The organism is Enterobacter sp. JJBC, assembly GCF_036936505.1.
Lineage (GTDB): Bacteria > Pseudomonadota > Gammaproteobacteria > Enterobacterales > Enterobacteriaceae > Enterobacter > Enterobacter hormaechei_C.
In genome coordinates this window covers 4,517,512-4,528,790 of the sequence record NZ_CP136935.1, presented here as the reverse complement: position 1 = coordinate 4,528,790, position 11,279 = coordinate 4,517,512, and the positions used below count along the sequence as shown (strand labels likewise).

Here is an 11,279-nt window from a genome sequence, read left to right as displayed (position 1 = left end):
CATTCTCAGGCGCGTTGTTGATGGATAAAAGCCGCGAGCGTGGCAACGGAATAAAAGTGCTGACGCATCTCATCACTTTCGGCAGAAAGCACTACGCCGTACTGATTTTTTACCGCCAGCCCCAGCTCAAGGGCGTCGATTGAGTCCAGACCGAGGCCGTCGCCAAAGAGCGCGGCGTCTGTATCAATATCCTCTGGGGTAAGTTCTTCCAGATTCAGTGTAGAGATAATGAGATTCTTAATTTCAAGATAGAGCGCTTGCATCTTTCGTTCCTGACAAAGATTGAAGACCGGTTGTTAACTGATGCTGCATATGCCGGTTTAACTGCCTTGCTGCCAGCGCGGGTTCGTGCTGACTCGCATCATAAAAATCATGAATGTTGATGCGTTCGCGAACATCCACGGTGAAAACAGGTTTGTTGGGGGGCACGTTATACCAGCTGCTCTGTTTATCCAGCATCCGTTCGCTACAGTGGATCACCACCACGCGCACGGCGCTGTTGCAGCGAACGGCGATATTCGCCGCCCCACGTTGCAGGGTCATGACTTCCCCCACCCGGGTGCGGGTGCCTTCAGGGAAGATAAGCAGGGTGTCGCCCTGGGACAGACGCTGCTGGCTTGCGGCAAGCAGCGTGTCGGCTTCGCTGTTAATCAGATAGTCAGCCGCGCGGATCACGCCGCTGACGAACGGGTTACGCAGCAACGCGCTTTTCACCAGACAGTCGGTTTCGTTCATCACCGACGCCAGCAGAACGTAGTCCAGCAGCGAGGGATGATTCGCAATCACCAGACAGCCCCGCTCGGCGCGTAGAACGTCCAGGTTGTTGAAACGGTAATCCAGTACCCCTGCACCGCGTACCACCGCGAGGAACAGGCGAAAACTGGCAGAAATAGTACGGCGTGCCAGGCGGCGACGTTGGGTGCGGTCGCGCTGGAAAATCAGCAGCAGGTTAAACCATACCAGCGACAGCGTCAGTCCGCCGAGGCCGAACAGGGCGAAGCACAATCCGGTCATCAGCATCCGCCATAACCGATCGAGGCGGGAACGTAACCCTCTCATTGGCGCGTCCATTGCCACAGCAGGCGCTCGCCCGGCAGGGTGAACTGGCGCTCGTCCCGCAGGTAATGGCGCAGGAACTGGAGGCTTTGCGGCAGCGCGGGCTCTTCAGGCGTGCGGTTGACGTGCGTTTCACAGCTGAGCGTATTTCCGGCTTCAATCACCAGCGCCAGCGCGTAGGGCCAGACGGGCATCTGCGGTGGCAACCCGGCGTGATAAAAATCAGGCAGCAGACCGTCGAAATCCACCAGCAATACGCGGGAGTAGCCCGCATGCAGCAGGCTCAGCACGTCGCACAAGCTCTGCTGGAAGGTATCCATACCGGCGGAAACCGACGAAGAGACAACAGGCTGACGCGCGGCGATAGTGAGATTGCCGACCGCCGAGTTGTGTACCGACATGGCAAAATCGGTGGGGGAAACGGGCTGTTCTGCCGCCAGGGCCTGGAGAATACGGAAATTGCGCTCCAGCTCCCCATGACGGCTGCTGTAGACGACGGCATCGATGCGGTGTTTGCGCAGCATCATCAGGCCAAGATCGACGGCCAGCCTGCTGCCTGAATTCAGGCGGCGGGCGGTCATCATCGGCAGATCGGTCAGTTTCGCCAGCGGTGCAGCGGGATCGATGGCGTCAGACCGGCGTGACCATGCCTGCCATTCGTCGGCATCGCTGAGTCCTGGCGCTCTTGCCTGCCAGTCGATAAGGGTAAGTGTAAATTTCATCTACGCGCGTCCGCGATAAACCTGTTTCTGTGACTTTTTCTTCGCCAGCGCGATTTACTGCGCACATCGTACAATGTTGTCGTCGCGCTGGCGAATAAACGTCACTTTTGACCCTTTCCACCCGGTTATCCCGGCAAACGGCTTTTTGGCCGACCCGGACCCAGAAGAATGGCGAGTTTACTGCCTCCTTTCGTGGTTTCCATCCAGATTTTACAGACGCTGGTGAGCGGCACGGAGAGCAGCATGCCCACCGGACCCAGCAGCCATCCCCAGATCAGTAACGATAAAAACACCACCATCGTCGACATGCCCAGACGGTGGCCCATCATGCGCGGCTCAAGAATGTTACCCAGCACCATATGCACGACGAGGAACAGCGCCCCTACCAGCATGCACTCATAAAAACCGTTAAACAGGAACGCCTGGATCATCGGCGGAACGGCGGAAAGCACCGCGCCGATATTGGGTACGTAGTTCAGTAAAAACGCCAGCACGCCCCACATCAGCGCGAACTGCACGTCCAGCAGTACCAGCCCCAGCCAGACAATCACGCCGGTCCACAGGCTTAACAATGTTTTCAGCGCCAGATACTTGGATACGCCTTTCAGCGCGCGGTGCAAGCCAGCAATGTGGATCTGCGGATTGTTCAGGGCAAAACGCAGCTTATACGGCACGTGGCGCACTTCGAAAAGCATAAACACCACCGTCATCACCAGCAGCAGAATGCTGGCCATTGCCCCTGAAAGCCCGGTCATCAACGTGGTGGCGTAGGTCATCACCTTCTCGGAATCCATCCGGCGCAGCATCCGTTCCGGTGAGATATGCAGATTCACGAACGGCAACATGCGCTGAAGATCGACCAGCTTGCGCGTCAGCTCTTTATTGTACTGCGGCAGCATGGTGGAAAATTCGCTCAGCGAGGCGGCGAGCACGCCGAACAGCGCCGTCAGGACAACCAGCATCACCATCACCACAATGGTAATCGCGACCGGGCGGCTGATGCCCCGGCGTAAAAACCATGTCACCAGCGGGTTGAGCACAATGGCGAAAAACAGCGCCAGCAGAAGCTGAACAATGATATCCGCCGCCGCGTGGATACCCGCAAGGATAACCACCAGGCAGGCAAGTTTTAATAAAATATGAAGTCCGGCTTTGTCGGGCGGGCTGGCAGTCATAAGAATTCCTTTTTCCGGGGGGCGTGTTAATTGTAGTGCGCCGGATGGGCTTCGTCTGGAGCGTTAGTCTGAAAGTCGTGGCAAAAAAATGGCCCCCGGCGCAAGCGACGGAGGCCACGGCATCCCGGTGAACGATTACTGGATCACGAGGGTGTTAATGATGTTTTCAGCGGCGGTCTGCGCTTTCTGCTGATTGTCTGCCGGCAGGGTGATCTGCATGGTCAGCAGTTTATTGTCCACCTTGCCGAGCACCACGGAGGAGTACGCGGTCTGGCCTTTGGCAGAGATGATGCTGTCCAGCTGTTGCAGCGTGTGGCCTTTCAGTTCAACAGACTTGTTGGTGACCACCTGAAGCTGCGGGTCGCGGCTGCGCTGCTGATCTTCCAGGCGTTTGGCCAGCACGCCCAGATCTTCGCTGGTATCGTCACCGACGATCACAATCACCGCTTTTTGGCCGGTGGCATCGGAATAGACGTGCATATTGTTCGCCTGGGTACCCAGCTTACCGCTCTGGTCGGTCATGTCCGCGGGCAGAGAGAAACTGAGTTTGCCATCCATCAGGCTCACCGGCTGACCGGTGGCGTTGCTTTCTGCTGACGCGCCCTGAGCAGGCGTTTTGGTGTCGCTGTTATCACAGGCTGCAAGGCCAACAACCAGCAGGCCAATCCCGACATATTTAACCAGATTGCGCATTGACTTCTTCCTTTCGATAAACGGCCATAACGGCTCATTCGTTCATCTTATCACAACTGATAAAGCGAACCCTTAACCTGCCTGCAATGCGGAGATTTCAGATTTATCTGCCAGCCTTTTCAGCAGCATATTCAACAGTACGCCGTACATCGGCAGGAAGAAGACCAGGCTAATAAGCACCTTAAAGGCGTAGTCCACCAGAGCGATTTCCATCCAGTGTTCTGCCATGAAGGCGTCCGGGCTGCGCCAGAAGGCGATGAAGAAGAAGGCCAGCGTATCGCTCACGTTACCGAACAGCGTGGAGGCCGTTGGCGCCATCCACCAGCGATGGTTCTGACGCAGGCGGTTAAACACGTGGACATCGAGGATCTGCCCCAGGGCGTAGGCCATAAAGCTGGCGGTGGCAATACGCGCGACGAAGAGGTTGAAGTGCGTCAGCGCTTCGAAGCCCTGCCAGCTTCCCATGTAAAACAGCGAGGAGATGGCGTAGGAGACAAACAGTGCCGGGATCATCACCGCAAAAATAATCCGCCGCGCCAGCGGTGCGCCAAAAATACGCACGGTTAAATCCGTCGCAAGGAAAATAAACGGGAAACTGAACGCGCCCCAGGTGGTATGGAAACCAAAAATGGAGATGGGAAGCTGTACCAGATAGTTACTGGAGATGATCACCAGCAGATGAAATAGCGAAAGCCAGAACAACGCCTTGACGCGCTGCGATTGTGTAAAGGAGTTCATATTGTACCTTTTTGATTAATATTTGGGGTGAGGGAACCCAATAAAGCCGCCGCATGATACTGCTTTGACGACACTTTGCAATGGCTAATTTTCACGCAATCGTTAACCTGGTTTGCATTGGCGATAGCGGGGCGTAAACTACAGCCGTTTTTACCTGAACGAGAAGAAAATGACCGACCTGTTTTCCAGCCCAGACCACACGCTTGATGCTCAGGGCCTCCGTTGCCCGGAGCCGGTAATGATGGTGCGTAAAACCGTCCGTAACATGCAGAGTGGCGAAACGCTGCTGATCGTCGCCGATGACCCGGCTACCACCCGTGATATCCCCGGCTTTTGTACCTTTATGGAACATGAACTGGTGGCGCAGCAAACCGAGACCTTGCCGTACCGGTATTTGATTCGTAAGGGGTAAGTGCGGCCTCACGCCCGGCGGCGCTTCGCTTGCACGGGCCTACGGGTGTAGTAGGTCGGGTAAGGCGCAGCCGCCACCCGACAAGTACTCATCACAATTTCGAACCATCGTTTCAAAATTTCGCGCTTTTTGTGAGGCGCTTCACCCTCCCTTTTCCAGCCGTAGTCTAATTTTTAAGCGTCAAAAACTAAAACATCGTTTTAACGCTTATCTCACTACCCTGGAGTTGACTTAATGAAAACGACCCTCAAGCCGTTACTGGCCGCGCTGTGTCTGACTGCTTTCGCCTGCACCGTTTCTGCCCAGACCATTAAAGCCGCCGATGTGCATCCCGAAGGCTACCCGAACGTGGTGGCGGTCCAGCACATGGGTGAAAAACTCAAACAACAAACCGATGGCAAGCTGGAGATTAAGGTCTTCCCCGGCGGCGTGCTGGGGGATGAAAAGCAGATGATTGAGCAGGCGCAGATGGGGGCGATCGACATGATCCGCGTCTCCATGGCGCCGGTGGCCGCCATCCTGCCGGATATCGAAGTGTTTACCCTGCCCTACGTATTCCGCGATGAAGACCACATGCACAAGGTGATTGACGGGGATATCGGCAAGCAGATCGGCGACAAACTCACCGCCAACCCGAAATCGCGTCTGGTCTTCCTTGGCTGGATGGATTCCGGCACCCGCAACCTGATCACCAAAGAGCCGATCGTCAAACCGGACGGTCTGAAAGGGAAGAAAATCCGCGTGCAGGGCAGCCCGGTGGCGCTGGCCACGCTGAAAGCGATGGGGGCGAACTCGGTGGCGATGGGCGTCAGCGAGGTTTACAGCGGCATGCAGACCGGGGTGATCGACGGCGCGGAGAACAACCCGCCAACCTTTATCGCCCACAACTATATGCCGGTCGCCAAAAACTACACGCTGAGCGGCCACTTCATCACCCCGGAAATGCTGCTCTACTCCAAAGTGAAATGGGACAAGCTCAGCGCTGACGAACAGCAAAAGATCCTGACGCTGGCCCGCGAAGCGCAGTTCGAGCAGCGCAAGCTGTGGAATGCGTATAACGACCAGGCGCTGGCGAAAATGAAGGCCGGCGGCGTGCAGTTCCACGACATCGATAAAACGGTGTTTATCAAGGCGACAGAGCCGGTGCGCGCGCAGTATGGCGATAAGCATCAGGATCTGATGAAAGCCATCGCTGACGTTCAGTAAGCCGGAGTACGTATGTCCGAACTCTACCTGAAGTGGATGGACCGTCTGTACCTGCTCGCCATGGTGTTGGCGGGTCTCTCGCTACTGGTGATGACGATTGTGATCCCCATTGGCATCTTCTCTCGCTATGTGCTCAATCGCGGCGAATCCTGGCCGGAGCCGATCGCCATTATCTGCATGGTGACGTTTACCTTTATCGGCGCGGCGGTGAGCTATCGCGCCGGGTCGCATATCGCGGTCAACATGCTCACCGACCGCCTGCCCGCGTCGCTGCAAAGAGTGTGCGCGCGAGTGGTAGATCTGCTGATGCTGCTCATCTCCGGCCTGATGTGCTGGTACAGCTACTGGCTGTGCGTCGAGCTGTGGGAGCAGCCGGTGGCGGAGTTTCCGCTCCTGACCTCCGGCGAAAGCTATCTGCCGCTGCCTGTCGGGTCGGCCATTTTGATCCTGTTTGTGCTTGAACGCCTGCTGTTTGGCTCGCAGGAAAACCGTCCGGTCGTGCTGATCGGCAATCACAGTTAAGGGGTGAACAATGGATGCTTTTGTTTTGTTATTCACCCTCGCCATTTTGCTGGCGCTGGGGATGCCGGTGGCCTTCGCCGTCGGCTTAAGCGCCGTGGCGGGCGCGCTGTGGATTGACCTGCCGCTGGAGGCGCTGATGATCCAGATCACCAGTGGAGTGAATAAATTTACCCTGCTGGCGATCCCGTTCTTCATTCTTGCCGGGGCGATCATGGCGGAAGGGGGTATTGCCCGACGGCTGGTTAACTTCGCGTACGTTTTTGTCGGCTTTATTCGCGGCGGGCTGTCGCTGGTGAACATCGTGGCATCAACGTTCTTCGGCGCGATTTCCGGCTCGTCGGTGGCGGATACGGCGTCTATCGGCAGCGTGATGATCCCGGAGATGGAGAAGAAGGGCTATCCGCGCGAATACGCGGCGGCGGTGACGGCCAGCGGGTCGGTGCAGGCGATCCTGATCCCGCCCAGCCACAACTCGGTGATTTACTCCCTGGCGGCAGGGGGAACGGTTTCCATCGCCACGCTGTTTATCGCGGGCGTGCTGCCGGGCCTGCTGCTGGGCGTGAGCCTGATGGTGCTCTGCCTGTGCTTCGCCCGCAAGCGCGGCTATCCGAAGGGGGACAAAATCCCGTTCAGGCAGGCGCTGAAAATCATGCTCGATGCCCTGTGGGGGCTGATGACGGTGGTGATTATCCTCGGCGGGATCTTGTCCGGGATATTCACGGCGACCGAATCTGCCGCCGTGGCCTGCCTGTGGGCGTTTTTCGTCACCATGTTTATCTACCGCGACTATAAATGGAGCGAACTGCCGAAGCTGATGTGCCGCACGGTGAAAACCGTCACCATCGTGATGATTTTGATTGGCTTTGCCGCGGCGTTTGGCGCGGTAATGACCTACATGCAGCTGCCGATGCGCATCACCGAATTCTTCACGTCGCTCTCCGATAACAAATACGTGATCCTGATGTACCTCAATATCATGCTGCTGCTGATTGGCACGCTGATGGACATGGCGCCGATCATCCTGATCCTGACCCCGGTGCTGCTGCCGGTGACCAATGCACTGGGTATCGACCCGGTGCATTTCGGGATGATCATGATGGTGAACCTGGGGATTGGGCTGATCACGCCGCCGGTCGGATCGGTGCTGTTTGTGGCGAGCGCGGTGAGTAAGCAGAAGATCGAGCACGTGGTGCGGGCGATGCTGCCGTTTTACGGTATGTTGCTGGTGGTGCTGGGGATGGTGACGTACATCCCGGCGATTTCATTGTGGTTGCCGGGGCTGCTAGGGATGCAGTGATGCGTGCGGCCTGATGCCCTCACCCCGGCCCTCTCCTGCGGGGAGAGGGGGCAAACACGAGAAACGGCAACCCGGTTGCCGTTTCACTTTTACCTTTGGCGCAACAGCCGCAACGCGTTCGCCGTAACCAGCACTGTCGCCCCCGTATCCGCCAGCACCGCCAGCCACAGTCCGGTCATGCCGAGCAGCGTGGTGACCAGGAAAATCCCCTTCAGACCCAGCGCAATGCCGATGTTCTGCCGAATATTGGCCCGCGTCGCCCGCGCAAGATCTATCATCTGCGCCAGCCCGGTCAGGCGGTTGTGCGTCAGCGCCGCGTCGGCGGTCTCCAGCGCCACGTCGGTGCCGCTGCCCATCGCAATGCCGATGGTGGAAGCTTTCATTGCCGGGGCATCGTTTATCCCGTCCCCGACCATCGCCAGCGGGGCGTTGCTGTTCAGCTCGGTTACCGCGCTGACTTTATCCGCAGGCAGCAATCCGGCCTTAAACGCCAGCCCCAGCTCACCGGCAATCGCCGCCGCCGCGCGCGGATTATCGCCGGTCAGGATCACACCCTGTACTCCCAGCCTGTGCAGCGCGTCGACGGCGTCTTTCGCATCGTCGCGCAGGGTGTCGCGCAGCGCCAGCATGCCCATCGGTACACCGTCCTGCATCACGGCAACGACCGTCTGCCCGGCCTGCTCCAGCGCCTCAACCTGTGGAGTAGAGCGCGAGTCCGCCGCGGCAATCAGCACTTTTTTGCCTTCGACCACAGCCTCAATCCCTGACCCGACCAGCGCTCGCTGGGCGGTTGCCGGAGGGATGTTCAGCCCGCGCGACTGCGCTTCTCGCACAATCGCCTGCGCCAGCGGGTGAGTGGAGCCTTGCTCCACGGCGGCGGCCAGCGTCAGCAGATCGTCTTCACTGACATCCTGCGGATACACGCCGGTCACCTGCGGTTTGCCGACGGTGAGCGTTCCGGTTTTGTCGAAGGCAACGTGCCGGATCTGGCTCAGTTGCTCCAGCGCCGCGCCGCCCTTAATCAACGCCCCGCGACGTGCCGCTGCCGCCAGCCCTGAGGTAATCGCCGCCGGGGTGGAGATCACCAGTGCACACGGACAGCCTATCAGCAGCAGCGTCAGCCCTTTGTAAATCCAGCCCTCCCACGGCGCGCCGAAGCACAGCGGCGGGACGACGGTGACCAGCAGCGCCACCAGCATGATGGCGGGGGTGTAAATCCGGCTGAAGCGATCGATAAAGCGTTCTACCGGCGCGCGGCGCTCCTCGGCCTCTTCAATCAGCCTGAGGATGCGGTCGATGGCGCTGTCGCCCGGTTCGGAAAGGACCGTCAACTGCACCAGTCGGTCGACGCTGGTGGCGCCCGCAGGCACCTTTTCACCCGCCGCGCGCGCAACCGGGATGGATTCCCCGGTCAGGGCACTTTCGTCAAAACTTGCGGTGGCGGTAATGAGGGCCCCATCGGCTGGCAGACGTCCGCCTGCGGGCACTTCAATCACGTCGCCCGGGCGCAGGGTGTTGATGGCGACCGTTTCACGCTGACCATGAATAACCCGCGTGGCGGTTTCCGGCTTCAGCGCCATCAGCGCGCTCACCCCTTTACGCGCCCGGCTCGCCGCCCAGCCCTCAAGGCGTTCGCCAATTAAGAACAGCAGCAGCACCATCGCCGCTTCCGCCGTCGCGCCAATAAACAGCGCCCCGATAGCCGCCACGCTCATCAGCGTTTCGATGGCAAACCAGCTGCCGCTTCTCATCAGACGCAGCGCCTGACGCGCAATCGGGAACAGGCCAACCAGCGTGGTGGCGATAAACGCCAGGTTGCCGAATGGGTGGTTGATCTGCTCCAGCCCCCAGCTCAGGGCCATCATGATGATGAGGGTGATAAGGGGCAGATTTTCTTTTAGCGGGGACGTTTTTTCTGCGGGCGCCGTTTCGCTGCGCAGGGTATAACCCGCTTTGCTGACGGCGGCTTCAACCTGTCTGCTGACGTCGTTTTCGGCGCTGACCAGCAGCTTTTCGGTAGCGAACAGCACCTGAACGTGATTCACGCCTGGCACCTGCTTCACCGCATTTTCCACTTTGCGGGCGCAGGCCGCGCAGTCCATGCCGTTGACCACCCAACTGTAGCGGTTGCCGCTTTCAGGCAGCGCTTCGGTCTGGGTTTCGCACGCGCCCTCGCAGCAGCAGTCCTCTTTTGGCGGAACCGGGCTGAGCTTAAGTGCCGAGAATTGGGGAACTTTTTTAGGTGTTTCTGGAGTCGACATGGCAGTCTCCGGTAATGATAATTTTCTCATTAACCGCAGCATACACTCTGGAGTCGACTCCAGAGTCAAGCGTTATTTAGATATACAGCGAACGCACAATCAGGAAGTGTCCGGCAAAGTAACAGGCGGCGGAAATCGCATTATCCGCACGGAAGCGGCGACGATAGTGGCTGCCCAGCCAGACGATATTACCCAACAGCAACAGTGCGGCACCGAAGAACGCAGACATTGCAGGCGCCGTCGGACGGAAGAACCACAGCTCGCCCGCCAGCCACACCATCACCAGCGTCATAGCGATAAACGTACAGACCGGCAGACGCATCTCTTCCAGACGCGACCAGATCACCGCGATCAGCAGGGCGCCAATCACCAGCAGCACCAGCGGCAGCGGCCAGAAGAAGGAGAGCGTCATCTGGCTGGCAAAGTAGATGGTATAGAGCAGATGTGACAGGAAGAACGCCCCCACGGCGTACAGCAGGCGCTGACGCGGCAGCAAGGTTAAGGCATCGCCAATCAGGGAAGCACACAGCCCCGCGAGGACAAGATAGCTAACGGCGTTAAACATCGGGGCCTGCCAGGCAAGCAACAGCAGGAGTAATAGCGTGACGGGTTTAAATAACCAGCGCTGCCAGGCTGGGCCACGGTAGGACGCATCGACGTAAAGCCATGCGGAAAAACAGACAGCGATAAATGACCAAAGCATATTAACTCCCTGTAACTGTTGAGGCTGAATGATCAGTTCCTGATCCAGTGTAGTGACGCGAGCGGGCGTTTGGCAATGCCGGGGCAGGCGAGGTATCCTGAATTCCGCATAATCTGATGGGATTTTTCAATGAGCAAGATGCCGCTGTTTTTCATTATCGTGGTGGCGATTATCGTCATTGCCGCCTCGTTCCGCTTCGTGCAGCAGCGCCGCGAGAAGGCGGATAACGATGCCGCGCCGCTGATGCAAAAGCGTGTGGTGGTGACGAACAAACGCGAAAAGCCGCTCAACGACCGCCGCTCGCGCCAGCAGCAGGTGACGCCTGCGGGCACAGCGATGCGTTATGAAGCGAGCTTTAAGCCGGAAACCGGCGGGCTGGAGATGACCTTCCGCCTGGAGGCGCAGCAGTACCATCAGCTGACGGTGGGAGAGAAAGGCACGTTGAGCTATAAAGGGTCGCGTTTTGTAGGTTTTAGGGCTGAATAATGCACGAT

At 58.3% G+C, this 11,279-nt stretch carries 13 protein-coding genes; 5 read left to right on the top strand and 8 right to left on the bottom strand.

What is annotated here, in order from left to right; translation table 11 throughout:
- Positions 1–5: 5 nt before the first annotated feature.
- The 6 genes from RY075_RS21825 to RY075_RS21800 all read right to left on the bottom strand — a co-directional run bounded on the left by RY075_RS21825 (position 6) and on the right by RY075_RS21800 (position 4,384).
- Complete coding sequence (locus RY075_RS21825; RefSeq protein ID WP_003861263.1) at positions 6–263, bottom strand: phosphopantetheine-binding protein; 258 nt, start codon at positions 261–263, stop codon at positions 6–8.
- On the bottom strand, positions 244–1,059 hold the full coding sequence (locus tag RY075_RS21820) for a lysophospholipid acyltransferase family protein (RefSeq protein ID WP_109948867.1): 816 nt from the start codon (positions 1,057–1,059) through the stop codon (positions 244–246). Before RY075_RS21820 ends, RY075_RS21825 begins: the two co-directional genes overlap by 20 nt.
- The gene (locus RY075_RS21815; RefSeq protein ID WP_017384119.1) at positions 1,056–1,778 is read right to left on the bottom strand and encodes a beta-ketoacyl synthase chain length factor; all 723 of its coding nucleotides are present in this window, start codon (positions 1,776–1,778) and stop codon (positions 1,056–1,058) included. The genes RY075_RS21820 and RY075_RS21815 overlap by 4 nt, the downstream gene beginning before the upstream one ends.
- A 125-nt stretch (positions 1,779–1,903) precedes the next feature.
- Entirely contained in the window at positions 1,904–2,953 is a 1,050-nt protein-coding gene (locus RY075_RS21810) for an AI-2E family transporter (RefSeq protein WP_003861270.1), read from the bottom strand.
- Between the two features lie 135 nt (positions 2,954–3,088).
- On the bottom strand, positions 3,089–3,646 hold the full coding sequence (locus tag RY075_RS21805) for a DcrB family lipoprotein (RefSeq protein WP_003861272.1): 558 nt from the start codon (positions 3,644–3,646) through the stop codon (positions 3,089–3,091).
- A gap of 72 nt (positions 3,647–3,718) precedes the next feature.
- Entirely contained in the window at positions 3,719–4,384 is a 666-nt protein-coding gene (locus RY075_RS21800; protein WP_003861274.1) for a 7-cyano-7-deazaguanine/7-aminomethyl-7-deazaguanine transporter, read from the bottom strand.
- 169 nt (positions 4,385–4,553) lie between these two features.
- On the opposite strand from RY075_RS21800, the gene tusA reads away from it, so the two are divergent.
- From tusA to RY075_RS21780, 4 genes are all read left to right on the top strand, one after another.
- On the top strand, positions 4,554–4,796 hold the full coding sequence (tusA, locus tag RY075_RS21795; protein ID WP_000130627.1) for a sulfurtransferase TusA: 243 nt from the start codon (positions 4,554–4,556) through the stop codon (positions 4,794–4,796).
- Between the two features lie 234 nt (positions 4,797–5,030).
- On the top strand, positions 5,031–6,002 hold the full coding sequence (locus tag RY075_RS21790) for a TRAP transporter substrate-binding protein (protein ID WP_302378234.1): 972 nt from the start codon (positions 5,031–5,033) through the stop codon (positions 6,000–6,002).
- A gap of 12 nt (positions 6,003–6,014) precedes the next feature.
- On the top strand, positions 6,015–6,524 hold the full coding sequence (locus RY075_RS21785; RefSeq protein ID WP_032103648.1) for a TRAP transporter small permease: 510 nt from the start codon (positions 6,015–6,017) through the stop codon (positions 6,522–6,524).
- Positions 6,525–6,534: 10 nt separating this feature from the next.
- Positions 6,535–7,821, top strand: a complete 1,287-nt coding sequence (locus RY075_RS21780) for a TRAP transporter large permease (protein ID WP_022649674.1) — start codon at positions 6,535–6,537, stop codon at positions 7,819–7,821.
- An 89-nt stretch (positions 7,822–7,910) separates the two neighbouring features.
- Here the strand turns inward: RY075_RS21780 and zntA are convergent, their stop codons facing one another.
- Both zntA and RY075_RS21770 read right to left on the bottom strand, forming a co-directional pair.
- A complete protein-coding gene (gene zntA / locus RY075_RS21775) occupies positions 7,911–10,082 on the bottom strand; it encodes a Zn(II)/Cd(II)/Pb(II) translocating P-type ATPase ZntA (RefSeq protein ID WP_325773925.1) in 2,172 nt (723 codons plus the stop codon).
- 76 nt (positions 10,083–10,158) lie between these two features.
- The gene (locus tag RY075_RS21770) at positions 10,159–10,785 is read right to left on the bottom strand and encodes a lysoplasmalogenase (protein ID WP_003861515.1); all 627 of its coding nucleotides are present in this window, start codon (positions 10,783–10,785) and stop codon (positions 10,159–10,161) included.
- Between the two features lie 129 nt (positions 10,786–10,914).
- Here RY075_RS21770 and RY075_RS21765 point away from each other — a divergent pair, with 129 nt between their 5' ends.
- The gene (locus RY075_RS21765; RefSeq protein ID WP_045349870.1) at positions 10,915–11,271 is read left to right on the top strand and encodes a DUF2500 domain-containing protein; all 357 of its coding nucleotides are present in this window, start codon (positions 10,915–10,917) and stop codon (positions 11,269–11,271) included.
- The last annotated feature ends 8 nt before the right edge of the window (positions 11,272–11,279 follow it).